The organism is Massilia sp. 01N417, from assembly GCF_056399645.1.
On record NZ_JBFTRS010000002.1, the window covers coordinates 175,374 to 198,655 of the forward strand.

The following is a 23,282-nucleotide window of genomic DNA, read 5'->3' on the forward strand; positions in this document are numbered from 1 at the left end:
CGTGGACGAAACGATTACCAGATGATCACGCGATCCTGGGGCGCCAGGTACATCTTGTCGCCCTGCTTGACCTTGTAGGCTTCGTAGAAGCCCGGCTGGTTGCGCAGCGTGCCGTTGGCGCGGTACTGGCCCGGCGAGTGCGGGTCGGTCTTCACCTGGACGATCTGCTGCTGCTCGCGCATCTTCGAACGCCACACCTGGGCCCAGCCTGCGTACAGGCGCTGGTCGCCGGTCATGCCGTCGATCACCGGGGCCTTCTTGCCCTTCAGCGAGATGTGGTAGGCCTTGTAGGCGATCGCCAGACCCGAGTTGTCGGCGATGTTCTCGCCCAGGGTCAGCTCGCCGTTGACGTGGTAGCCCGGCAGCGGCTCGAAGGCATTGTACTGGTTGACCAGCGCGGTGGTCTTGGCCTTGAAGTTCTTGTGGTCCGAGGCGGTCCACCAGTCGCGTAGGTTGCCGTCGCCGTCGTATTGCGCGCCCTGGTCGTCGAAGCCGTGGCTGATCTCGTGGCCGATCACGGCGCCGATGCCGCCGTAGTTGACCGCGTCATCCGCGTTGGCGTCGAAGAACGGCGGCTGCAGGATCGCGGCCGGGAACACGATCTCGTTCATCTCCGGGTTGTAGTACGCGTTGATGGTCTGCGGCGTCATGCCCCACTCGTCGCGGTCGATCGGCTTGCCCAGCTTGTTGATCTCGTAGTCGGCGGCCCACACGCGCGAACGCATCACGTTGCCGACCAGGTCGTCACGCGAGACCTGCAGCGCCGAGTAGTCCTTCCACTTGTTCGGGTAGCCGATCTTCGGGTTGAACTTGGCCAGCTTGGCTTGCGCTTCCTTCTTGGTGGCCGGGCTCATCCAGTCGAGCTTGTCGATCGACTGTTTATAGGCGGCCAGCAGGTTCTTCACCAGCGCTTCCATGCGTGCTTTCTTCTCGGCCGAGAAGTACTGGGCCACGTACAGCTTGCCCAGCGACTCGCCCTGCGAACGCTCGACCGCGCCCACGCCACGCTTCCAGCGCGGTTCCTGCTCCTTCACGCCCGACAGGGTGCGGCCGTAGAAGTCGAAACGCTCGTCGACGAAGTTCTTCGACAGGAAGCTGCCGTAGGATTCGATCAGGTGCAGCGACAGGTAGGCCTTCCAGGTGTCGATCGGCGTCTTGTTGGCCACGTCCATGAAGGCCTTCAGGTAGGTCGGCTGGCCCACGATCACGTAGGTGGCCTTGCCGGACAGGCCGGTGGCGTCCAGCCAGGTCTTCCAGTCGAAGCCCGGGGCGACCGTGTTCAGGTCGGCCAGGTTGACCTTGTTGTAGGCCTTGATCGGGTCGCGCAGCTCGACCTTGGTCCACTGCACCCTGGCGATCTCGGTCTCGAAGTCGACGATGGCTTTCGCGTTGGCGGCGGCGTTCTTGTCGCCGGCCATGGCCAGCATCTTCTCGACGTGCTGCTGGTACTTGGCCTTGGTGTCGGCCAGCTTCTTGTCGTCGGCCTTCAGGTAGTAGTCGCGGTCCGGCATGCCCAGGCCGCCCTGGCCGATGTCGGCGACGTACTTGGTCGAATCCTTGTTGTCCTGGTGGATGCCGAAATCGAAGGGCACGCCGACGCCGATCTTGCCCAGGTGGGCCAGCAGGGCCGGCAGCTCGGACTTGTCCTTCAGCGCGGCGATCTTGTCCAGCTCGGGTTTCAGCGGGGTCGCGCCCAGCTGTTCGAGCCTGGCCTCGTCCATGAAGCTGGCGTAGAAGTCGCCGATGCGCTGTTCGTCGGTGCCCTTGGCGCCGGCCTTGGAGGCGACGTTTTCGATGATGCCGCGCAGCTGCGGCAGGGTGTTCTCGCGCAGCTCCATGAACGAACCCCAGCTCGACTTGTCGGACGGGATCTCGACGGTCTTCAGCCACTTGCCGTTCAGGTATTCGAAGAAATCGTCCTGCGGACGCACGGACGATTCGATGTATTGGGTGGCGATGCCGGCGCTCAGGGTCTGGCCCTTGGTGGCGGTGGCTTTCGCGGCAGCGGCGGCGCCACTGCCTTCTGCGTGGCTGACGCTGGCGATCAGGGCCAGGGTCAGGGCGCTCAACAGATACTGTTTCTTCATTCTTGCATCTCCCTCGGATTGTTATGGGTTACTGGGAGCCGGCGGGATCGCCGCCGGCCCATACATCAGCTTGAATGCGTGGTCCTTGGTATTACCAGATCGTGACGCGCTCTTCCGGCTTCAGGTACATCTTGTCGCCTTCCTTGACGCCAAAGGCTTCATAGAAGGCGGCCTGGTTGCGCAGGGTGCCGTTGGCGCGGAACTGGCCCGGCGAGTGCGGGTCGGTCTTGACCTGGTTGATCTGCGCCTCGTCGCGCATCTTCGAGCGCCACACCTGGCCGAAGCCCATGAAGAAACGCTGGTCGCCGGTCAGGCCGTCGATGGTCGGCGCCGGCTGGCCGTGCAGCGAGATCTTGTAGGCCTTGTAGGCGATGGCGAGACCGGAGTTGTCGCCGATGTTCTCGCCCAGGGTCAGCTCGCCGTTCACGTGGTAGCCCGGCACCGGCTCGAAGGCGTTGTACTGCTTGACCAGCATGTCGGTCTTGGCCTTGAAGCGGGCCTGGTCTTCCGCGGTCCACCAGTTGCGCAGGTTGCCGTCGCCGTCCGACTGCGAACCCTTGTCGTCGAAGCCGTGGCCGATCTCGTGGCCGATCACGGCGCCGATCGCGCCGTAGTTCACGGCGTCGTCGGCCGCCATGTTGAAGAACGGCGGCTGCAGGATCGCGGCCGGGAACACGATCTCGTTCAGGCGCGAGTTGTAGTAGGCGTTGATGGTCTGCGGCGTCATGCCCCATTCTTCGCGGTCGATCGGCTTGCCCAGCTTGTTGATGTTGCGGTTGTAGGCGAAGGTCGCGGTGCGCATCACGTTGCCGACCAGGTCATCCTTCTTGATGGTCAGCTTCGAGTAGTCGCGCCACTTGTTCGGGTAGCCGATCTTCGGGTTGAACTTGGCCAGCTTGGCCTGGGCTTCCTTCTTGGTTTCCGGGCCCATCCAGTCGAGGTTATTGATCGATTCCTTGTAGGCGGCCAGCACGTTCTTCACCAGCTCTTCCATGCGGGCCTTGCGCTCCGGCGGGAAGTACTGGGCGACGTATTCGCGGCCCACGGCTTCGCCCAGCGCGCCTTCGACGGTGCCGACGCCACGCTTCCAGCGCGGTTCCTGTTCCTTCACGCCCGACAGGGTCTTGCCGTAGAAGTCGAAGCGCTCGTCGACGAAGGCCTTCGACAGGTACGGCGAGAACTCGCGCAGCACCTGCCACTGGAAGTAGGCTTGCAGGGTGGCGAGGTCGGTCTTGTTCAGCACCTCATTGAAGCCGGTGATGTAGCTCGGCTGGCCGACGATCACGTAGTCGACCTTGTTGCCGATGCCCGCGGCGCCCAGCGCGGCCTTCCAGTCGTAGTCCGGGGCCAGCTTGGACAGCTCGTCCACGCTCATCTTGTTGTAGCTCTTGTTCGGATCGCGCAGCTCGACGCGGGTCCACTGCACCTTCGCCAGTTCGGTCTCGAAGGCGACGATGGCCTTGGCCTTGGCGGCGGCATCCTTGTCGCCGGCCAGGCTCAGGATGTTGGCGACGTGCTGCTCGTACTTGGCCTTGATGCCGGCCATGCGCTTGTCATCCATCTTCAGATAGTAGTCGCGGTCCGGCAGACCCAGGCCGCCCTGGCGGATGTAGGTCGCGTACTTGGTCGACTCCTTGGCATCCTGGGCCACGCCGATGCCGTAGGGATTGGCGACGCCGATCTGCGACAGGTGGGCCACCAGGGCCGGGATGCCCTTCTTGTCCTTCAGCGCGCGGATGCGCTGCAGCTCGCCGGCCAGTGGCTTGGTGCCGAGGGCGTCGAGCCTCTTCTCGTCCATGAAGCTGGTGTACAGGTCGCCGATCTTCTGCTCGTCGCTGCCGGCCTTCTTGCCCGGCTTCTTCTGGTCCGCTTCGATGATGCCGCGTACCTGGCCCTGGGTGTCGTCGCGCAGCTTGATGAAGGTGCCCCAGCTCGTGCGGTCCGACGGAATCTCGGTGGTCTGCAGCCACTTGCCGTTCAGGTGGCCGAAGAAATCGTCCTGGACGCGCACGCCCTGGTCGATGTACTGGGTCTCGATGCCGGAGGTCGTGCCCGCGGCAGCGGAGTGGACATTGTCGGCGGCGCTGGCGAAGGCGGCCAGCATCGACAGGGTCAGGGTGCTCAGAAGGTAACGTTTCACGAAGGTGTCCTTGGTTGCAGGGAAAAGAACGGCTTGTGGCCATCGGCAAATGTAACACAGCCCGGCTTGCCAAAACCGGGCGCTTGTCTGGCATTTACTACAGTTTCATTACTACAGTTTCATTTCATAGCGAATGCCGAATTGGGTATATGTATGTGCTCGCGTCGCCGCGCTCTGTACCAGCGAACCGGTGTCGAGGCTGCGCGCGGTGTCGTACAGGCGCGGGTCGAGGTTGTTGGCCGACAGGCGCAGCTGCGCGTTGGCCGGCAGCTTCCACAGGCCGTAGACGTCGAACTGGCGCTTGGTGCCGGTGGTCGCCGTCTCGTTGACCGTGGTCTGCACCAAGGTCTCCGGGGTCCAGTTCAGGCTGCCGCCCAGGGTCAGCGGCAAACCCTTCGCGCGGTAGTCCAGGCCCAGGTTGGCGGTCTGCTTCGGCTGCTGGTCGAGGCGGTTGTTCGGCCCCGGGATGCCGTCCACGCGCGACCAGAAGCGGCTGTAGTTCGAGCGCACGTCGATCAGCGGCGAGGCCGGCCACAGTTCCGTCAGCGGGAACTTGGCTTCCAGCTCGAGGCCGCTGGTCCGCGCCTTGCCGATGTTGATCGGCGTGGAGACCCAGCGCGACCCCGCCAGGACGGTCTGGCGGCGCATCAGGTCGTCGATGTTGCGGACAAAGCCGCTGGCCGACAGCAGGCCGCTCTTGCCCAGGTAGTGTTCGTAGGCGAGGTCCAGGCCGGTGGCCAGCTCCGGCTTCAGGTTCGGATTGCCGGTGCGGTCCGGACGGGTGGCGTCGTTGTAGGTCGAGATAGTCGGCACCGCGATCAGGTCGTTCAGCGCCGGCGCCTTGTAGCTGCGGGTGACGCTGCCGCGCAGCTGGTCTTTCTCATGGCCGGGGATGCGCCAGACGCCGTGCAGCACCGGGCTCCAGACCTTCGAGGTGTTCTTCACCTCTGCCCCACCGGTATCGCTGGTGACGCGGATCCCTTCCCAGCGCAAACCCAGATAGGTCGAGAACTGCGGCGTGACGTCCCACTCGTCCTGCACGAACATGGCCACGCGGCGCGACTGGGCCGACAGCGAGGCGCCGCCGTCGTCGAACAGGGCGGCGGAATCGCCGGCCGCCACGTGTTGCTGGCGGCGCTTGCTGGCTTCCAGGTCCCAGCCGGCCGCGAACAGGTGGCCCTGGCCCAGCGGACGGCTGAACTTGCCGCCGGTGTTGACGCCGCTGTCGCGGCTGCTGTCGCTGTCGATATAGCGGCGCAGCGCGCTGCCGCCGGCGTCGAAGGTATTGCGGGCGGTATCGCTGTCGTTGCGGCCGCCGGTGAAGCCGAACTTCACTTCCAGGCGGGCGCCGGCCTCGCCACGGTGCAGCCAGTTGCCGAAACCGCGCAGGAAGGCCGAATGCGACTGCGAATCCGAACGCTGGCGGGCGTACTCGGGCGCGACGCTCCCCACCGGCTGGTCCAGCAGGCTGTCGGCGCCGTTGCGGCTGCGGTTGGCGACGAAGAAGGGCTGGAAGGTCAGCGTATCGCTGTTGGCGAACTTGTAGGAAAAGCGCGGCGACAGGAAGAGGCCGTCGAAGACGCCGCCGCCCTCGTCGTGGATCTGCTGGCGGCGCTCGACCGTGCCGTCCTTGCGGGTGCTGAGGTTGAGCGTATCGCTTTCGTTGTGCGGACGGTTCTGCATCAGCGAACCGCTCATCATCCAGGTGAGCGCGCCGGACTTGCCCGGCATCGCCAGCGAGACGTTGGGACCATGCCGGCCCTGCTCGATATTGTCGGCCAGGCGCAGCTGCACGTCCTTCTGCTGGTAGCCTTCGCGCAGGATGATGTTGATGGTGCCGGCGATCGCCTGGGTGCTGTGCTCGGCCACCGGGCCGCGGATCACTTCGATGCGTTCGACCTGGTCCGGCGACAGCGACTCCAGCGAAAAGCCCGGCGGCGGACGCTCGCCGTTGACCAGCATCTGGGTATAGCCATTGCCCATGCCGCGCATGCGCACCCCGCCGCCGCCGCGTCCCGGCGCGCCGCCGATGGTCACGCCGGGCAGGCGCTTCAATACTTCGCTGACACTGGTGTCGCCGTTGCGCTCGAGTTCCTCGCGGCCGAACACCATCTTGGCGGCGGTCGAGATGCGGCGCGCATCAAGGTCGTCGGCGCGCGCGCCGCTGACGGTCACCTGCTGGATCCTGGGTGCGGCCGGCACGGCCTTGTCGGTCTGGGTGGGAGTCGGTTCGGCGGCGGAGGCCGTTGCCTGGTCACTGCTTTGGGGAAGGGCCCATGCGTGTCCCGCCGTGCCCAGCAAGGCCAGGCAGGCCATCGGGATCAGTTTGCTCATGCTTGACGTTATTATCGGTTGCCCGGACTGTTGCCATCCGGTTAAACCAATTCTAGCCTTTAAGCATAGCCAAAATTGCGATCAGGCAGCCGTTGTTACTTTACGATACATAGCGAACAAGCAAGTCCCTCAAAAAAGCAACCGCTTCCTAGCCGCCGATGTTGATGCTGCCGCCACCCGGTCCGCCCATGCCGCCGCCGCCCATGCCGCCGCGGCCATGACCGCCCATCCCGCGGCCGCCACGCTCTCCTCCGCGCTCGCCGCCGCGTTCTCCGGCGGGGCGCCCTTCCGGCACCACCCGCATCAGCTGTTCGTTCACCAGGGTCGCGACCTGGCGCCGCTGGGCGTCGTCGAGGGCGTCGTTCAGGCCCAGCCACAGTTCGCGCAGCTGCCTGTCTTCCTGGACGGCGATCGCGCTCTCCGCTTCCACCAGGGCGTTCAGTTGACGCAGCTCGACGTCCGGCTTGGCCAGCAGGGTCTTGGCCTGTTCCTGCAGCGCCTCGCGGCGGTGCTGGCGCTCGCGCAGCACCGCGCGCGAACGGCTCTCGACCTGCTGCCACAGGGTCTGCTGGTTGGCGTTCAGGTTCAGCGACTTCTTGAACTCGGAGGCCATCGGCACCAGGTCTTCGGCGCGCAAGTCCATCAGCGGAACGGCAAGGCTGGCTCCCGCCGATCCGAGGGCAAGCGCAAACAGGCAGGCGCGGGCGAATCGGGCGGGCATCCGGATGGTCGTACGCATCGTCATTTGATGAGGCTCCTGGGCATAAAAAAACCCACGGGGGAAACCGTGGGTAAAGACCACTTCAAGAGTGGAGAGAGAGAAAAACTGATAAGAACTATAGGCTCGGCCCTCCCCGCTCGTTTGGACTCTTACAATTACTTACCGGGTGGAAGCTTGGGCATACAAGGATTTACAAGTTCCCCGAAGTCGTAAAGACAAAAACGCCGTTCGTGCTTTCGCAGGAACGGCGTTTTGAAGCTGACGGGTAATCGAGCGATCGATTATCGCTGCAGCTGCCTGCGCTCCGGAATCAGGTCCTGCGCGTCACCCAGGTTGTCCTTGTAGGAGTCGAAGATCTTGGCCAGCGCGTCGCGCATATTGACCTGCGGGGCCCAGCCCAGTTCCGAGACCGTGTTCTCGATCTTTGGCACGCGGTTCTGCACGTCCTGGTAGCCGGTGCCGTAGTAGGCGCCCGAGCTGGTCTCGACCAGTTTCACTTCCTTGGCGGTATCGCGGTATTCCGGATACTCGGCGGCCAGTTCCAGCATCATGTGGGCCAGTTCGCGGATCGAATAATTATTCGACGGGTTGCCGATGTTGTAGATCTTGCCGCTGGCCTTGCCGTCCTTGTTCTCGATGATGCGCATCAGCGCCTCGATGCCGTCGTCGACATAGGTGAAGGAGCGCTTCTGGGCGCCGCCGTCCACCAGCTGGATCGGTTCGCCGCGCACGATGTGGCCCAGGAACTGGGTCAGCACGCGCGATGAGCCTTCCTTCGGCGTGTGGATCGAATCCAGGCCGGCGCCGATCCAGTTGAAGGGGCGGAACAGGGTGAAATTCAAACCTTCCATGCCGTAGCCCCAGATCACGCGATCCATCAGCTGTTTCGAGCAGGCGTAAATCCAGCGCGGCTTGTTGATCGGGCCGTAGACCAGCTCCGAGTTCTCCGGATCGAATTCCTCGTCGTGGCACATGCCGTACACTTCCGAGGTCGACGGGAACACCAGGTGCTTTTTATATTTGGCGGCCGAGCGTACGATCGGCAGGTTGGCTTCGAAATCGAGTTCGAACACGCGCAGCGGCGCCTGGACATAGGTCGATGGGGTCGCGATGGCGACCAGCGGCAGGATCACGTCGCATTTCTTGACGTGGTACTCGACCCATTCCTTGTTGATCGTGATGTCGCCTTCGAAGAAATGCATGCGTGGATGACCGAGCAGTTCCGTGATGCGGTCCGTGCTCATGTCCATGCCGTAGACTTCCCAGTCGGTGGTCTCGAGGATGCGCTTGGACAGGTGGTGGCCGATGAAACCGTTGACGCCGAGAATGAGAACTTTCTTCATTTTTAAATAAGCAACATATGCACGTGAACGGGCGATTATACCATCGGGTAGGACCGAGCAAGCACGCTGAAGACCTTATCGGAACGCCATCATCAGGGTATAGGGGACGGATGCATGCGAAGTCCGGATATCAGTGTTGTAAGTTCGACTCTGCTTTAAATATTTTTCCGTCCAATGGCTGCGACGAGCATGGTATTATGTCAATCATCTTTTTAAAAAGACAACACTTACTAACAGACTGGCGGATCCGAAAAACATATTTTGCTAAACAAGCCGCACCAAATCCGTTTTTCTTTGCATGCCGCTGTTGCCGATGCGCAGGTTCGAGACAAGAAATAACAAATTAAAAATGCAGTCCACTTCTCCTAAATATACCAGAAGCATAGCTCTTCCTTTAACCATTGGCATTATCGCCAGCATCGGCTGGTTCTTGCTGACTTGGCGATATGGTTTAGATTTCGCTGACGAAGGTTATTATTGGTACGGGGCACAACGCACACTTCATGGTGAAGTGCCGATGCGTGATTTCATGGCTTATGACATTGGACGTTACCTTTGGAGCGCGGCGTTCATGCATGTTCTGGGTAGTGATGGAATTCTGGCGGCTCGCATTAGCGCCCTAGTGTTTCAGACCATGGCTGTTTGCATTGGCGTAGTACTTCTCTGGCGTGTCTCAGGAACTTCGAAGTTCGGACTAAAAGCACTTCTTCTGGTGTTTGCAGCTCTGGTTTTCAATCTGTGGGCCTCTCCCTACTATAAGGTTTTTGATTACGGCACCAGTATCCTGATCGTCGCTATATTGGTTCTGATATTGGAATCAAGCACAGGAAGAACATGGTTTTTTGGCGGCGTCATGCTCGGTCTTTCAGCCATCATGGGCCGTAACCACGGGGTGTACGGAATCCTCGCCACTGTACTTGCGGTACTCTATTTGCTGATATGTGGACAACGACTTGCCCAGCTCATGAAGCTCTCCGGGTTTTTCGTCCTAGGAATAGTCGTAGGCTTCAGCCCCACATTACTACTGGCCGGACTCATCCCCGGCTTTACCGATGCCTTCGTCGCTAGCTTGATTGATCTGGTTCAGAGCGGTGCAACGAATATTCCGCTGGTGGTACCGTGGCCGTGGAATGTTGCACCTGGATTGGGTATTTTAGTTTCGACAATGGAAATTTTGAAAGGATTATTGTTTGTTGGGCTTCTGCTTGCGCCACTCTTGACCTTCATAGTTCTGGTGAAAAATCGTCGCACCGAGTTGCCTCGATCGCAGGCGCTGTTGGCGGCTGCAGCCTTCACGGGGCTTGCCTATTCGCATTATGCTTACTCACGCGCTGACATCACCCATTTGGCTCTAGCCATTTTTCCCTTATTGATAATTCTGCTTCTTACCGGTGAGGCAATTCGCCGACCGGTTATTCTCGCGGCGAGCCTCCTTCTGATATCGACCATTGTACTCGCGCAAAAAAACCTATTCTTTGCCAACAAGATTTTAGGAAAGCCACTGGACGCCATCGAAATTACCGGCAGCAAAGTATATGTTGCCCCATATTTTAATAAACTGACAAAGGAAATGAAGGACGCATTAAGATCCGATTTGTTAAATGGCTCCGAATCCAGCCCAAACGCTGACTTTCTCGCTATTCCAAATTTTCCAACGCTATATGCGATGGAGAAAAAAAAGATGCCAATATGGGAAATATATGCATTGTGGCCCAGAAAACCTGATTTCGAAAAAACTGAAATAGCGCGTTTGAATATTGCCAAGCCCGGTGTCGTCATTCTGTCGAACCATGCTCTCGACGGCAGGGAAGACATGCGTTATAGCCTGACGCATCCGCTCATGTATGCATGGATCAATGAAAATTATCAAAAAGTTGCAACTGAGCATCTAGCCAAGGCTGAACTCGATGTGTACGTGCGAAAGAATGCCAATTAAGACGGCCGCGCGATCGATGTTTGCGGCAAAAATGAAAAGAAACCAATTTAATAACGATTTACCAAGCCAATCGACCGTCACTATAAAGGGGAAGTCATGACCGTATCAGCGAACGAACGGTATTTCAGCGAGGCCGAGCTTCAAGCAATGAATTTCAGGAAGCTCGGCCTCGGTGTCAAAATCAGCCGTGTTGCACGGTTGTACGAGCCGAAATATATGTCGATTGGGGATTATTCGATGATCGACGATTTTTGTATTCTCTCAGGAAATATTACTATTGGCCGGAATGTACATATAGCGCATGGCTGCCGAGTTATCGCCGGAATCGAAGGGGTTGAAATGGCAGACTTCTCGGGTTTGGCGTTCGGGGTGACCATATTTGCACAGTCGGATGACTATTCGGGCAATGCACTCACCAACCCGACCGTTCCGATGCAGTTTCGAAAGATACAACGTGCCCGCGTAACACTCGGGCGTCATGTAATTGTCGGCACTGGCAGCGTGGTACTGCCCGGGGTCGAGCTCGCAGAAGGCACCTCCATCGGCGCATGCAGTATGGTGACGAAATCGACACTCCCATGGTCAATTTATTTTGGCGTACCTGCAAAGCGGCTAAAGGCGCGTAGTCAGGACATGCTTGGGCTGGAGGCTCAGTACTTACAGACAAACATGCAGCCCGCCGCTATTCCTTGATAATTTTGAAATCACCGCCTCAGATGGCTAGGCGATGATTCTCATAATATTGTAGATTCCAGTAGAGCTACCCTATACCATCGCCTTCAGAACAGCTTCGATAACCGTTTCCTGAAATGACTCGACACCGACCCACAGAGGCAGGCGAATGAGGCGGTCGCTAAGCTCATCAGTCAAGTGCAATGGTCCTTCGCTGCGCGATACTTTTCTCCCGAACGGCGAGGAATGCAAAGGCACATAGTGAAACACGGCATGGACACCTAGAGCCTTCAAATCAGCAATCACTTGCGTCCGCTTTTCCAAGTTTGGTAGAAGAAGGTAATACATGTGTGCATTATGAACTACATCGGCTGGTACGAAAGGACGGCGTAACCGGCCTTCGGCAGCCAACGGCGCGAACGCCTCATGATAGCGACTCCAGGCATCAAGGCGATGTCTCGTAATTGAATCCGCCTCTTCCATCTGCGCCCACAGAAACGCCGATATCAACTCTCCCGGCAAATAGGAAGACCCGAAATCCGCCCATGTATACTTGTCTATCTGACCGCGAAAGAATTGGCTTCGGTTTGTGCCTTTTTCGCGAATGATCTCGGCACGCTCTACAAATTTCACATCATTGACGAGTAGCGCACCTCCCTCACCGGATATGATGTTCTTAGTCTCGTGAAAGGAATAGGTACCCATATGACCGATACTTCCTAGAGCTCGACCTTTATAGCTTGCCATGACTCCCTGTGCAGCATCTTCTATGACAAGAAGGTCATGGCGAAGAGCAATGTCCATGATCGTGTCCATCTCGCAGGCGACTCCCGCATAATGCACAGGCACAATCGCCTTGGTGCGTGGGGTAATTGCCGCCTCAATCTTTTTTTCATCGATATTGAGGGTATCCGGGCGAATATCCACGAACACCGGTACCGCCCCGCGGAGTACGAAAGCATTGGCAGTCGAGACAAATGTGTAAGAAGGCATGATGACTTCATCGCCGGGACCAATGTCTGCCAGCATCGCAGCCATCTCAAGAGCAGCCGTGCATGAATGAGTCAACAATACACGTGCCGATCCGGTACGGCTTTCCAGCCACCCTGCGCATCGTTTGGTAAAGCTACCGTCACCCGCCAGATGCCCGTTCGCGTGCGCTTGTGCAATATACCAAAGTTCTTTGCCGGTCATGTATGGCTTATTGAAGGGTATCGTCATGATGTCTTCTCCGCTTGAAATGGGGGTTTTGAATGCCGCTGAAATACCCAGAATTTTTGCAGCGAAAATGTAAACAGGGCGACAACTATTATCATCATCCCTTGTACCAAGTAATGTGGAAAGTGTGCATGCTCAACCAGAACAACGAGGGCCAGGAGATTGAGAAGGTAACCTAATCCATATGTAGCCAGATAACGCCAAACGAGCCTGCGGCCGTCGTCCTTGTACTCAAACGACCAGCGCTTATTGAAGAAAAATGTCTGGCACGTGCCAATCAGGAAAAGCGCGCTCATGGCCGTCTTCGGTCCCATTCCAAACCAGGTCAACAATAAGTACCATCCAAATCCAACCGAGTTTGACAGAACACCTACGATAGAAAAGCGAAGAGCTTGGCGCAATGTTGTATTCATGCGGTCTTGACCTGATTCCGCCAGCCCCAGATATAATTTGGCGCTTCGACTCCAAGGTTGAACAAAACATCGAGTACGCTGACGCCATGTTCGAATGGGAGTTCGCTTTGCGGATAGACAGGATAGCCGGAATAATCCTTCCATTCAAGCAAAACGCCGATATCGGCAAATCGCGAATGGTCAATGTAATTTTTCCCCGCAGGTCCGGAAAGATAACAGTCCGCTCCGGTTTTTTTCACTAAGTCCAGTAATCTTTCCAGACGATTCCCATCTAAGTTGAAATTTCGGGAATCGTCAAAATTCGTTTTGATTCCCAACAGCTCGCTCGCGATACTCCTGATCATATATTGATTCAATAACGACAAATTTTCCCATTTGCGAGAGCAGTAGATATCTTCGAAAAATGACCGGTAATACGTGAAGAAAGGAGCACGTTGATAGGTTTGTCGAATCGTTTCCCAATGACTATGTTGCCATCGAGCATCTGTCAACATCACGTCGCAAATCAATCTGTTCAAATTAGTACCGACGGGAATAGTAAGCCACTTTGGCCCGCTGGCAGTCATTATTTTGTTGCGATTTCGCCAATCGTTTTTCGTGTACTGAACGTCATCGTAAAAGATGAATAGATCGGCGTCGTGAATCAGATCGAAATACCCTTTCCAAGGTATATAGTTCGACTGAAGGATGACTACTTTTTTCAATTGATAGCCTTACTGTAACCGAGTGGCACTAATAACGACCAAAGCTTGAGTTTTTCACATTGCCAGGTCAGCGCCGATAGATGTCTTTGACAATATAAGTTGGCCGGTTTTGCACTTGTGTAAAAACCTTTCCAAGATAAATTCCAATGATTCCCATCGCAGTCGTCAAGATCCCCAGACTTAATGACGTCAATGCCATCATTGAGGTAAATCCGAGCATTGTGTCATTGAAAATGATTTTACGAATGACCAGATAGAAGAGATAAGCGAAACTTAACATCATAATAAACATGCCGACATTGAACATCCACACGAGCGGCAAGGCAGAAAACGAGCTAACCGCGTTCACCATGAGATTTACGCGGCGAAGTAAGGTATAACTGCTTTTGCCATCTCGTTGTTTCTTCTTGAGCGGCAAACCTATTTGCTCGAACCCTACCCAACTCATCATGCCGCCCATGAACAGATTACGATCACCTAACTGCAGTAATGCGTCGACATAACGACGGGTCATAATTCTCTCAGTCGCGATATTTTCTGGAATCTTAATATCACTCATGAGATTAAACGCTTTGTAGAAAAACCCACCGCTCAGCTTTTCGAAAATCCCGCCTTTGCGCGCTTCTTGATACCCATACACCATGTCGCATCCGGTCGCCTCACGTTTGATTTTAAAATCATGCAAAACAAGCGGAGACACCTCCAGATCACAATCAATCAGAAATACGAGCTCGCCGCGTGCATGACGCAATCCTGCCTGCATGGCGAAATGATGACCAAAGTTGCGAGATAAATCGACAACCACCAGCTCGGGAAGGTTTTTCCGATAATCAAGAGCGAATTGAACGGAACCATCTGGCGAGCCATCGTTGACTAAAACTATTTCGAAGTTCGCGCACTGAGCAGCTTCTAAAGCGCTACGGCATTGCTCTAAAAATTGCGGCAGAAACTTTTCAGATCGATACATTGTGCTGACAATGCTAATTTCGGGCAAAACTGGTGTATTCGACGGCGTGTCGGTCATTTCATTTCCTAATCATCCAAAACAGAAGATAACCTGTGCATTCAGCACAGCAACAGAAATCATTCACAGCGACTTGGCACGCACGCCTGGAGTGCGCTCGCAACTATTTACAAATCTACAAACTGCTACGTATACCTTATCAATTTGAAGAAAAAATGTTAAAACGGAATAGGGCCAATATTGCTTTCATGACGTTGTTGACCAGATTTTACATACATTCATGCAAACTTAGAAGAAAATCAAGACCCTAGTTCATTCTTTACAACAGATAATGAGCGGATCGCTACCATTAATTCTTGAAGATATCGTACATGCCTGGAAGGCAGCAATTTGTTTCTTATAGGCATCTATCGCGAGTGTTCTTGAGAATACATGCGCTCGCTCTGCAGCGGATATACTTTCAACGTCGATGTATTTGTTTGCGAAGGACCGACAGCACATGGGCTCGAAAATCAAGCACTCCGCCCTCCTCACCCTGGGTGCCATCCTCGGCGTCGCCGTCACCATGCAATTTTCCGCGCTGGCCCAGAAGACGGTGGAGAACGGCATCCCCATCGACAGCCTGCGCCAGCTCGCCGACACCTACAGCCTGATCAAGTCGGCCTACGTCGAACCGGTCGAGGACCGCAAGCTGCTGACCCAGGCCACGGCCGGCATGGTGGCCGCGCTCGACCCGCATTCCGCCTACCTCGACCGCAAGGCCTACCGCGAACTGCGCGAAGGCACCGAGGGCCGCTTCGTCGGCCTGGGCATCGAGATCGGCCAGGCCGACGACGGCAACATCAGGATCGTGTCCCCGATCGAGGATTCGCCGGCCTGGCGCGCCGGCATCAAGGCCGGCGACGTCATTTCCCGCATCGACGGCGCACTCGTGAAGAACATGGAACTCGACGACGCGATCAAGCGCATGCGCGGCGAGCCGCACACCAAGGTCGTGCTGACCATCGTGCGCGAAGGCGAAGCCGCGCCGCTGGAGATCGCGGTCGTGCGCGACGAGATCGTGCAGAAGAGCGTCAAGGGCAGGATCGTGGCGCCCGGTTATGCCTGGGTGCGGATCTCGCAGTTCCAGGAACCGACCGTGAACGACCTGGCCGCCAGGCTGGCCGCGCTGGCGCGCGAGGAACCGAACCTGAAAGGCCTGGTGCTGGACCTGCGCAACGACCCGGGCGGCCTGCTGCAGGGTGCGATCGGCAGCGCCGCCGCCTTCCTCCCGGCCGGGGCCGAGATCGTCTCGACCAACGGCCAGCTCGAGGAATCGAAGGCCCGTTTCTACGGCCGTCCCGAATACTATATGCTGGCCCGCGGCGAAGATCCGCTGAAACAGGTGCCGTCGCTGTTCAAGACCATCCCGATGGTGGTGCTGGTGAATACCGGCTCGGCCTCGGCCTCGGAAATCGTGGCCGGCGCCCTGCAGGACCACAAGCGCGCGGCCATCGTCGGCAGCCCGACCTTCGGCAAGGGCTCGGTGCAGACGATCCGCCCGCTGCCGGGCGAGACCGCGGTGAAGCTGACCACGGCCCGCTACTACACGCCGAGCGGCCGCTCGATCCAGGCGCGCGGCGTGCTGCCCGACTTCCCGGTCGACGAAAACGCCGACGGCGACGGCCTGAACGCCCTGCGCATGCGCGAAGCCGACCTCCAGCGCCATCTGTCGAACGACCGCGACCGCGAAGAAGCCACGCGCAAGGACGATATCGAGGAACAGATGCGGATCCTGGCCGCCGAGCGCCACCGCAAGCCGCTCGAATTCGGCAGCGCCGCCGACTTCCAGCTGGCCCAGGCCCTGCGCCACCTGCAGGGCCTGCCGGTGCAGCTGTCGAAGCGCGCGGGCAGCGGCGACACGCCGGGACCGCTGGCGCAGCAGGCGCACTGAAGAGCGGCTAACGAAACCTGCAGGGCAAGGCGCATCGTCGAAGACAGTACTTTGGTACGGCGAGACGTGCAACGCTGCCATGCGGGTTTTGTTAGCCGCTCGAAGCACTTTTGATGCAAGTACAGGCCGTTCCCACGGTCTGTACGATTGTGTAGAATCGGCAGATTCGCGGGAAGTTTCTCCCCGTTACCACCTTGGAAAGCCAATCATGAAACCTGTCGTCATCAGCGGCACCGGCCTGTTCACGCCACCGAATTCGATCTCCAACGACGAGCTGGTGACGGCCTTCAATGCCTACGTCGAATTGTTCAATGCCGAGAACGCGGAAAAAATCGCGGCCGGCGAAGTCACCGCCCTCGAGGCGTCCAGCAGCGCTTTCATCGAAAAAGCGTCCGGCATCAAGTCGCGCTACGTGATGGAAAAGGCCGGCATCCTCGATCCGAAGCACATGACCCCGCGCATCAAGGAACGCGCCGACGAGGAACTGTCGCTGCAGGCCGAAATCTGCGTCGCCGCCGCGCGCCAGGCCCTGGCGCGCGCCAACCGCACCCCGGCCGACATCGACATGGTGCTGGTCGCCGCCAGCAATATGCAGCGTGCATATCCGGCGATGGCGGTCGAGGTCCAGGATGCCCTCGGCATCGACGGCTTCGGCTTCGACATGAACGTGGCCTGCTCCTCGGCCACCTTCGCGATCCAGACCGCGGCCGGCGCCGTGCAGACCGGCCAGGCGCGCGCCGTGCTGGTGCTGAACCCGGAAATCACCAGCGCCCACCTGAATTTCCGCGACCGCGACAGCCACTTCATCTTCGGCGACGCCTGCACCGCGATGGTCATCGAAGCGCTTGATACCGCCACCAGCGAGCACCAGTTCGAGATCCTCGATTCGAAGCTGAAGACCAAGTTCTCGAACAATATCCGCAACAACTACGGCTTCATGAACCGCTTCGACGAAGCCGGCATCGGCCAGCCGGACAAGCTGTTCCGCCAGCAGGGCCGCAAGGTGTTCAAGGAAGTCTGCCCGATGGCCGCCGAAACGATCCGCAACACGGTGCAAGGCGCCGGCCTGAAGATCGAAGACATCTCCCGTTTCTGGCTGCACCAGGCCAACCTGAACATGAACCAGCTGATCGTGCGCATGCTGCTCGAGCGCGACGCCACCCCGGAAGAAGCGCCGGTGATCCTGGACCGCTACGCCAATACCTCCTCGGCCGGTTCCATCATCGCCTTCCACAGCTACCAGGACGACCTGCCGTCCGGCAGCAATGGCGTGATCTGCTCCTTCGGCGCCGGTTATTCGATCGGCTGCGTGGTGGTGCGCAAAAAATAAAGCGCCCAAAACTCAACAGTAACCAAGATTCTTGATAACAAAAAGAATCTTGGTAGTTCCAGTCCTACAAAGCCGCCCTCCCGATTCCTCTGGAATACGGCCTTCCCGGCGCGCATGATCTTCCTGACAGCGCATCAGCATGCGCAGCACCTGAGGAGGATCAATATGACTAAGCAAAAAGGACCGGACAGCGTCCGCGCCCGCGGTATCGCCAAGGAAAAAACCGTCCCCGTTGCGAACGGCAGCCAGCAGCCGCGGGCGCCGGGCTGGGTCGCGCCGGGTGGTGCCAACGTGCAGTCGGCGAATATCGAACAGCAAGGCGCGGCCCTGCGCTCGCGCGGTTCGCTGCAGGGCAATGGCGTCGGCGACCAGAATGTCGGCAGCCAGCGCGGCGGCGGTGGCGCCCAGCAGGCCGGCTGGAGCGCACGCCAGAGCGCCCAGCGCATGCAGGCGCGCGGCGAGGAAGACCGCCTGAACGCCTCGCGCCAGTCGGGCTACGGCGGCATGGAACAGAAGCAGGCGAGCGCATCGGGTTCGATGCAGAGCGAGCAGAAGCCTTCGGATTACACCAGCAAGAAGAGCAAGAAAGGCAGCAGCGGAGCGGGACACTGAGCGGCCCCTATCCTTGACGACAGCACGGCCGGGTGAAAATTCTTACCTGGCCGCCGCCCACAGCAGCGACAGTCCCGACGACAGCATCAAGCCGTCGACCAGCATCCTGAAGGTCGCCGGCTGCATCCTCAATACCACGGACCTGGCAAAAAACGATCCCGTCATCAGCGCCGTCCCGGCAATCAGGCCTTTCGCCACCACATCGGCCGGCAGCGCCCCGAACTCCTTGAAGGCCGTGATCTTGGACGCATACACGGCCAGCGAAGCGGCCGCCTCGGTCGCCAGGAAGGCGCCCCGCTCCAGGCCGTAAGAGGTAAACACCGGCACCGTGATCGGGCCGGTCGAGACGACGATGCCCGTCAGGAACCCGACCGGACCGCCGATCAGCGCCAGATGCCACAGGCTGAACTTGATCGAGCGGCGCGCCAGCCAGCGCCGCGCCGGCACCATCGCGATGAAAAACAGGCCGAGCACGATGTCGACCGCATGCGCCGGCAGCGCCAGCAAGGTGCGTACGCCCAGCGCCGCCCCCGGCACCGCGGTCGCGCAATAGGCGGCGCAGGCCCGCCAGTCGATCTCGCGGCGCCAGGCCAGCACCTTGCCGAGATTGCCCATCACCGCGCCGATGGCCATGATCGGCACCGCCTGCAGCGGCCCGAAGAAGATGACGAGGACCGGCATCAGCATCATCGACGATCCGGTGCCCACGATGCCGCTCACCATCCCGGCCGCCACGCCGACGAACAGCACCAGCAGCCAGGCCATCGACATGCCGTCCATTACAAACTCGCCGCCAGTTCCGCCCCTTCGCGGATGGCCCGCTTCGCATCCAGCTCGGCCGCCAGCGCGGCGCCACCGATCTTGTGGAAGCGCGGTCCAGCCTTCGGCTCATCCGAAGGCATGAGTTCCGCCAGGCTCTCCTGGCCGGCGCAGATGACCACGTTGTCCACTTCCAGCAGCTTGCGCTCGCCGCCGACCGTGATGTGCAGGCCGGCGTCGTCGATGCGCTCGTACTGCACGCCCGCCATCATCGTCACGCCGTTGCGCACCAGGGTGGCGCGGTGCACCCAGCCCGAGGTCTTGCCGAGACCCGCGCCCGGCCGCGTGGTCTTGCGCTGCAGGAGCCAGATGCTGCGCAGCGGCGTCGGCTGGTCGGCTTCGGCCAGGCCGCCCGGCGTGCCGACCTTCGGATCGACGCCCCATTCCCCCATCCATTTCGCCACCGGCAGCGGCAGCGCCTCGCGCGGGTCGTGCAGCAGGAACTCCGCGGTATCGAAGCCGATGCCGCCGGCGCCGATGATCGCCACCCGCTTGCCGACCGGCGCGCCGCCGCGCAGCACGTCCAGGTAAGACAGCACCTTCGGATGATCGATGCCTTCGATGCGCGGCATGCGTACGCTGACGCCGGTGGCCACGATCACCTCGTCGTAGCCGGCGGCGACCAGTTCGTCGCGCGTGACGCGCCGGCCCAGGCGCAACCGCACGCCGGTCAGTTCCAGCTTGCGGCCGAAGTAGCGGATGGTCTCCGCGAACTCCTCCTTGCCGGGGATGCGCATCGCCACCTTGAACTGGCCGCCGATGCTGTCGCTCGCATCGAACAGGGTCACCTCGTGGCCGCGCTCGGCGGCGACGGTGGCCGCCGACAGCCCGGCCGGTCCGGCGCCGACCACGGCGACGCGGCGCTTGCGCGCGGCCGGGCGGTACACCAGCTCGGTCTCGTGGCAGGCGCGCGGATTCACCAGGCAGGTGGCGCGCTTGTTCGCGAAGGTGTGGTCGAGGCAGGCCTGGTTGCAGGCGATGCAGGTATTGATCTCGTCGCTGCGCCCGGACGCCGCCTTGGCGACCCAATCCGGATCGGCCAGGAAGGGCCGCGCCATCGACACCAGGTCGGCGTCGCCGCGCGCCAGCAGGTTCTCGGCATCGAACGGCATGTTGATGCGGTTCGATGCCACCACCGGGATGCCGACCTCCTTGCGCAGCCGCCCCGCCACCTCGGCGAAGGCCGCGCGCGGCACCGAGGTGACGATGGTGGGAATGCGCGCCTCGTGCCAGCCGTAGCCGGTGTTCAGGATGGTCGCGCCGGCCTGCTGCAGCGCCTTCGCCACCGTCACGACTTCATCCCAGGTATTGCCGCCCTCGACCAGGTCGAGCACCGAGTGCCGGTACATGATGATGAAGTCGCGGCCGACGGCTTCGCGGATGCGGCGCACCACCTCCACCGGGAGACGCATGCGGTTTTCGATCGGACCGCCCCAGCGGTCCTGGCGGCGGTTCGTGCGCGCGCACAGGAACTGGTTCAGCAGATAACCCTCGCTGCCCATCACTTCGACGCCGTCGTAGCCGGCCTGCTTGGCCAGCTTGGCGCAGCGGACATAGGCCCTGATCGTCGATTCGATCCCGCTTTCCGTCAGCGCGCGCGGGCGGAACGGAGAAATTGGCGACTTCTGCGGCGAGGCCGACACCACCAGAGGCTGGTAGCCGTAGCGGCCCGCGTGCAGGATCTGCAGCAGGATCTTGCCGCCCTCCTCGTGCACGGCGCGGGTGACGCGGCGGTGGTTCGGCACGTCGCCGAGGAAATTGAGGGTGCCGCCGAAAGGCAGCAGCCAGCCCTGGCGGTTCGGCGAGATGCCGCCGGTGACGATCAGCCCGGCCCCGCCACGCGCCCGCTCGCGGTAGAAGGCCGCCAGCTTGCCGTAGTGGTAGAAGCGGTCTTCGAGCCCGGTGTGCATCGAGCCCATGATCACGCGGTTCTTCAGCGTGGTGAAGCCGAGGTCGAGGGGGGCGAGGAGATGGGGGTAGGTGGTGGTGGGGATGGGTGCGTTCATCCAGCCATTACAACGGTTTTTCTTGGAGTTGTGGCACTAAAAAGAAGCATCGAGAAACCGTAGCGAGCGCAAGGCTGGGTGGCCGAGAAGCGCAGTAGGTTTATCGATGCTTCATCACCTCAAACCGGATAACTCTCCGGCGACCGCAACTCCGCAAACTGCTCGATGCTGCCGATCCGCACCGTCACCGGATTCAGGCTGGCCTGCGGCGACATCGAGCGCCAGGCGAACTTCCACTCCTTCTCGATGGCCTCGGCCGCGGACTTGCTGAAGGCCAGGCCCAGGCGCGAGCGCACGCCGTATTCGACCGGGCCGTCGATGCCGGCCCAGTTGGGCAGCGTGCGCTGGACCGCGCGGTGCAGGCGTTCGCCGAATTCCTCGGTGTTGTGGATGACCAGGCAGGCGTCGGCCGGGCCGAGTACGTCGAACAGCTGCTTGTCCCAGACCTGGGAGAAGGACAGGGTCAGGAAACCGTTCGCCGGCAGCAGGCGGAACTGGCCGGCGCTGAGCGCCTGCTCCAGTTCGGTACGCATGCCGTAGCGATGCAGGGTGGGGGGACGTTGGTAGTCGTGCATGGATGACGCTTTCTATCGTGGAGGCTGCGGCGCGGTGTCATGCAGGTGCATGCGCATGTAGCGGAACGAGAGGAACACCTCGCGCAGCAGGAAAATGAAACTGGCGATCAGGGCCACCATCGCCAGCACGAACATGCCGGCGATGTAGCGGTCGAGCGGCAGGTTGGCCGTATCGTCCAGGAACAGGAAAGAGATGATCACGCAGATCAGCAGGCCGCAGGCGGTGCTGGCGGTCAGCGCGTAGTTGATCAGTTTCCAGCGCGCATACAGCACATCGAGCTCTTCATGGCACTCGGCACTGGGCGCCGTGCGCAGCTCTTCCTTGAGCACGCGGGCGCGGTCGATGATGCGCGCCAGGCGGTTCATCAGCACGGTCAGCTTGGTGGCCACGCCGGTGAGCAGGAACACGGGCGCGATGGCAAGCTGGATCACGTGACCGATGTCTTGGGTCTGGATATTCATTCGTCGCGGGCCTCGGGATCAATCGCGTTCGAAGCGGCCGTGGCGCTTGAACTGTTCGGTGGCGGCGACCAGGGCGCGCGCGATGCCGTGCTCCAGCGCGCCGTGGCCGGCGTCCGCGATCATGCGCAGGCGCGAGCCGGGCCAGGCCTGGTGCAGGCGGTAGGCCGACAGCGGCGGACAGATCACGTCGTAGCGGCCCTGCACGATCACGGCCGGCAGGTGGGCGATCCGGCCGAGGTCGCGGACCAGCTGGTCGTCCTCGAGGAAGGCCCCGTTCGCCATGTAGTGGGATTCGAGGCGGCCGACGCCGAGGTCGAGGGTGTCGGACGAGGTCTCTTCTTCCTGCGGCAGCAGGAACACGCGGCGGCCCTCGAAGCGGCTCCAGGCGCGCGCGGCCGGCCAGTACTGCTGGGGATCGTCGCACAGCAGGCGGCGTGCATAGGCCTGCAGCAGGTCGCCGCGTTCCTCGACCGGGATCGGGGCGATGAATTCGTCGTACAGCTCGGGATAGAACCACTGCACGCCGTACAGGAAGAATTCGATCTCGGCCGGGGTGCACAGGAAGATCCCGCGCAGCACGAAGCCGAGGCAGCGCTCGGGGTGCGCCTGCCCATAGGCCAGCGCCAGGGTCGAGCCCCAGGAGCCGCCGAACACCAGCCAGCGCTCGATGCCGAACAGTTCGCGCAGGCGTTCGATGTCCTCGGTCAGCAGCTGGGTCGTGTTGTTGCGCCACTCGCCCAGCGGGGTCGACTTGCCAGCGCCGCGCTGGTCGAACAGGATCACGCGGTAGGCCGCCGGGTCGAAGAAGCGCCGGTGCTGCGGCGACAGGCCGGCGCCGGGACCGCCGTGCAGGAAGATCACCGGGATCCCGTTCGGGTTGCCCACCTCCTCCCAGTAGATCGTGTGGAGGTCGTCCACGGCCAGCATGCCGTGGCGGTTGGGCAGGATGGGCGGAAACAGCGACGGCGGAATGGCGGGCATGGGCATCTGGATTTATGAAGCGACAACCGATT

The 23,282-nt window shown here is 60.3% G+C and carries 19 protein-coding genes; 5 read left to right on the forward strand and 14 right to left on the reverse strand.

The features are described from left to right. Positions 1 to 14: 14 nt before the first annotated feature. The 5 genes from AC1DOQ_RS02890 to AC1DOQ_RS02910 form a co-directional block, all read right to left on the reverse strand. Positions 15 to 2,087, reverse strand: a complete 2,073-nt coding sequence (locus tag AC1DOQ_RS02890; protein WP_477360104.1) for a M13 family metallopeptidase — start codon at positions 2,085 to 2,087, stop codon at positions 15 to 17. A gap of 91 nt (positions 2,088 to 2,178) precedes the next feature. Continuing rightward, positions 2,179 to 4,227, reverse strand: a complete 2,049-nt coding sequence (locus AC1DOQ_RS02895) for a M13 family metallopeptidase (RefSeq protein WP_477360107.1) — start codon at positions 4,225 to 4,227, stop codon at positions 2,179 to 2,181. Between the two features lie 111 nt (positions 4,228 to 4,338). Continuing rightward, positions 4,339 to 6,561, reverse strand: coding sequence for a TonB-dependent receptor plug domain-containing protein (locus AC1DOQ_RS02900; RefSeq protein WP_477360109.1), 2,223 nt, complete (start codon positions 6,559 to 6,561; stop codon positions 4,339 to 4,341). 148 nt (positions 6,562 to 6,709) lie between these two features. Beyond that, positions 6,710 to 7,306: a hypothetical protein gene (locus AC1DOQ_RS02905; protein WP_477360111.1), complete on the reverse strand. Its 597-nt coding sequence runs from the start codon at positions 7,304 to 7,306 to the stop codon at positions 6,710 to 6,712. A gap of 257 nt (positions 7,307 to 7,563) precedes the next feature. Continuing rightward, positions 7,564 to 8,625, reverse strand: a complete 1,062-nt coding sequence (locus AC1DOQ_RS02910; RefSeq protein ID WP_477360113.1) for a bifunctional UDP-4-keto-pentose/UDP-xylose synthase — start codon at positions 8,623 to 8,625, stop codon at positions 7,564 to 7,566. Positions 8,626 to 8,974: 349 nt separating this feature from the next. On the opposite strand from AC1DOQ_RS02910, the gene AC1DOQ_RS02915 reads away from it, so the two are divergent. Next, the gene (locus tag AC1DOQ_RS02915; protein ID WP_477360115.1) at positions 8,975 to 10,561 is read left to right on the forward strand and encodes a hypothetical protein; all 1,587 of its coding nucleotides are present in this window, start codon (positions 8,975 to 8,977) and stop codon (positions 10,559 to 10,561) included. Positions 10,562 to 10,657: 96 nt separating this feature from the next. After that, positions 10,658 to 11,254, forward strand: a complete 597-nt coding sequence (locus tag AC1DOQ_RS02920; RefSeq protein ID WP_477360117.1) for an acyltransferase — start codon at positions 10,658 to 10,660, stop codon at positions 11,252 to 11,254. A gap of 72 nt (positions 11,255 to 11,326) precedes the next feature. Here the strand turns inward: AC1DOQ_RS02920 and rffA are convergent, their stop codons facing one another. The 4 genes from rffA to AC1DOQ_RS02940 form a co-directional block, all read right to left on the reverse strand. Further along, complete coding sequence (gene rffA / locus AC1DOQ_RS02925; protein WP_477360119.1) at positions 11,327 to 12,454, reverse strand: dTDP-4-amino-4,6-dideoxygalactose transaminase; 1,128 nt, start codon at positions 12,452 to 12,454, stop codon at positions 11,327 to 11,329. Next, the gene (locus AC1DOQ_RS02930; protein ID WP_477360121.1) at positions 12,451 to 12,864 is read right to left on the reverse strand and encodes a GtrA family protein; all 414 of its coding nucleotides are present in this window, start codon (positions 12,862 to 12,864) and stop codon (positions 12,451 to 12,453) included. Before AC1DOQ_RS02930 ends, rffA begins: the two co-directional genes overlap by 4 nt. Next, complete coding sequence (locus AC1DOQ_RS02935; RefSeq protein WP_477360123.1) at positions 12,861 to 13,568, reverse strand: WbqC family protein; 708 nt, start codon at positions 13,566 to 13,568, stop codon at positions 12,861 to 12,863. Before AC1DOQ_RS02935 ends, AC1DOQ_RS02930 begins: the two co-directional genes overlap by 4 nt. Before the next feature lie 67 nt (positions 13,569 to 13,635). Further along, on the reverse strand, positions 13,636 to 14,592 hold the full coding sequence (locus AC1DOQ_RS02940) for a glycosyltransferase family 2 protein (RefSeq protein ID WP_477360125.1): 957 nt from the start codon (positions 14,590 to 14,592) through the stop codon (positions 13,636 to 13,638). 439 nt (positions 14,593 to 15,031) lie between these two features. Here AC1DOQ_RS02940 and AC1DOQ_RS02945 point away from each other — a divergent pair, with 439 nt between their 5' ends. The 3 genes from AC1DOQ_RS02945 (at position 15,032) to AC1DOQ_RS02955 (ending at position 18,407) form a co-directional block, all read left to right on the forward strand. Continuing rightward, entirely contained in the window at positions 15,032 to 16,465 is a 1,434-nt protein-coding gene (locus tag AC1DOQ_RS02945; protein ID WP_477360127.1) for a S41 family peptidase, read from the forward strand. Positions 16,466 to 16,673: 208 nt separating this feature from the next. Continuing rightward, entirely contained in the window at positions 16,674 to 17,795 is a 1,122-nt protein-coding gene (locus AC1DOQ_RS02950; RefSeq protein WP_477360129.1) for a beta-ketoacyl-ACP synthase III, read from the forward strand. A gap of 165 nt (positions 17,796 to 17,960) precedes the next feature. Continuing rightward, positions 17,961 to 18,407, forward strand: coding sequence for a hypothetical protein (locus AC1DOQ_RS02955; RefSeq protein WP_477360131.1), 447 nt, complete (start codon positions 17,961 to 17,963; stop codon positions 18,405 to 18,407). Positions 18,408 to 18,449: 42 nt separating this feature from the next. Here the strand turns inward: AC1DOQ_RS02955 and AC1DOQ_RS02960 are convergent, their stop codons facing one another. The 5 genes from AC1DOQ_RS02960 to pip form a co-directional block, all read right to left on the reverse strand. After that, complete coding sequence (locus tag AC1DOQ_RS02960; RefSeq protein ID WP_477360419.1) at positions 18,450 to 19,172, reverse strand: sulfite exporter TauE/SafE family protein; 723 nt, start codon at positions 19,170 to 19,172, stop codon at positions 18,450 to 18,452. Positions 19,173 to 19,186: 14 nt separating this feature from the next. Then, complete coding sequence (locus tag AC1DOQ_RS02965) at positions 19,187 to 21,232, reverse strand: 2,4-dienoyl-CoA reductase FMN-binding domain-containing protein (protein WP_477360133.1); 2,046 nt, start codon at positions 21,230 to 21,232, stop codon at positions 19,187 to 19,189. Positions 21,233 to 21,351: 119 nt separating this feature from the next. Beyond that, complete coding sequence (locus AC1DOQ_RS02970; protein ID WP_477360135.1) at positions 21,352 to 21,807, reverse strand: hypothetical protein; 456 nt, start codon at positions 21,805 to 21,807, stop codon at positions 21,352 to 21,354. 12 nt (positions 21,808 to 21,819) lie between these two features. After that, positions 21,820 to 22,269, reverse strand: a complete 450-nt coding sequence (locus tag AC1DOQ_RS02975) for a DUF2721 domain-containing protein (RefSeq protein ID WP_477360137.1) — start codon at positions 22,267 to 22,269, stop codon at positions 21,820 to 21,822. A gap of 18 nt (positions 22,270 to 22,287) precedes the next feature. Beyond that, entirely contained in the window at positions 22,288 to 23,250 is a 963-nt protein-coding gene (gene pip / locus AC1DOQ_RS02980) for a prolyl aminopeptidase (protein ID WP_477360139.1), read from the reverse strand. Positions 23,251 to 23,282: the final 32 nt, after the last annotated feature.

Bases quoted from the DNA above. Each gene is read 5' to 3' on its own strand.
- AC1DOQ_RS02905 (WP_477360111.1), bottom strand. From the start codon at position 7,306: ATGACGATGCGTACGACCATCCGGATGCCCGCCCGATTCGCCCGCGCC.
- AC1DOQ_RS02900 (WP_477360109.1), bottom strand. From the start codon at position 6,561: ATGAGCAAACTGATCCCGATGGCCTGCCTGGCCTTGCTGGGCACGGCG.
- AC1DOQ_RS02970 (WP_477360135.1), bottom strand. From the start codon at position 21,807: ATGCACGACTACCAACGTCCCCCCACCCTGCATCGCTACGGCATGCGT.
- AC1DOQ_RS02940 (WP_477360125.1), bottom strand. From the start codon at position 14,592: ATGACCGACACGCCGTCGAATACACCAGTTTTGCCCGAAATTAGCATT.
- AC1DOQ_RS02960 (WP_477360419.1), bottom strand. From the start codon at position 19,172: ATGGCCTGGCTGCTGGTGCTGTTCGTCGGCGTGGCGGCCGGGATGGTG.
- AC1DOQ_RS02920 (WP_477360117.1), top strand. From the start codon at position 10,658: ATGACCGTATCAGCGAACGAACGGTATTTCAGCGAGGCCGAGCTTCAA.
- AC1DOQ_RS02890 (WP_477360104.1), bottom strand. From the start codon at position 2,087: ATGAAGAAACAGTATCTGTTGAGCGCCCTGACCCTGGCCCTGATCGCC.
- AC1DOQ_RS02945 (WP_477360127.1), top strand. From the start codon at position 15,032: ATGGGCTCGAAAATCAAGCACTCCGCCCTCCTCACCCTGGGTGCCATC.
- AC1DOQ_RS02915 (WP_477360115.1), top strand. From the start codon at position 8,975: ATGCAGTCCACTTCTCCTAAATATACCAGAAGCATAGCTCTTCCTTTA.
- AC1DOQ_RS02910 (WP_477360113.1), bottom strand. From the start codon at position 8,625: ATGAAGAAAGTTCTCATTCTCGGCGTCAACGGTTTCATCGGCCACCAC.
- AC1DOQ_RS02955 (WP_477360131.1), top strand. From the start codon at position 17,961: ATGACTAAGCAAAAAGGACCGGACAGCGTCCGCGCCCGCGGTATCGCC.
- AC1DOQ_RS02975 (WP_477360137.1), bottom strand. From the start codon at position 22,269: ATGAATATCCAGACCCAAGACATCGGTCACGTGATCCAGCTTGCCATC.
- AC1DOQ_RS02965 (WP_477360133.1), bottom strand. From the start codon at position 21,232: ATGAACGCACCCATCCCCACCACCACCTACCCCCATCTCCTCGCCCCC.
- AC1DOQ_RS02950 (WP_477360129.1), top strand. From the start codon at position 16,674: ATGAAACCTGTCGTCATCAGCGGCACCGGCCTGTTCACGCCACCGAAT.
- AC1DOQ_RS02930 (WP_477360121.1), bottom strand. From the start codon at position 12,864: ATGAATACAACATTGCGCCAAGCTCTTCGCTTTTCTATCGTAGGTGTT.
- pip (WP_477360139.1), bottom strand. From the start codon at position 23,250: ATGCCCGCCATTCCGCCGTCGCTGTTTCCGCCCATCCTGCCCAACCGC.
- rffA (WP_477360119.1), bottom strand. From the start codon at position 12,454: ATGACGATACCCTTCAATAAGCCATACATGACCGGCAAAGAACTTTGG.